Annotated in this window: 1 pseudogene; it reads right to left on the bottom strand. The window is 64.8% G+C overall.

Going from position 1 to position 230, the window contains the following annotated elements:
• A pseudogene (locus ACZ3HG_RS25055) lies at positions 1-99 on the bottom strand (Fic family protein); the annotation flags it as partial.
• Between the last annotated feature and the right edge of the window lie 131 nt (positions 100-230).

A 230-nucleotide genomic window follows, 5' to 3' on the forward strand; every position in this document is an offset into this window, starting at 1 on the left:
GTGCGCCATGAACACCTTCGACGTGCGCCCGTTGCCCTCCCGGAACGGGTGGGCCTGGTTGACATACGCGAACACGGTCGAGGCGGTGGCGATGAAATCGTTCCGGCTGAGCTTGCCCCAGTCCGTCGACGTGACGAGCTACTGCACGTCCGACAGATACCGGTCGACCTCGCCCGTCTTGACGTCACCGAAGCCGCGACCCGGACCCTTCGACATGTTGACGGTGCGGT

This window comes from Erwinia sp. PME.40.26/001 (assembly GCF_055556675.1).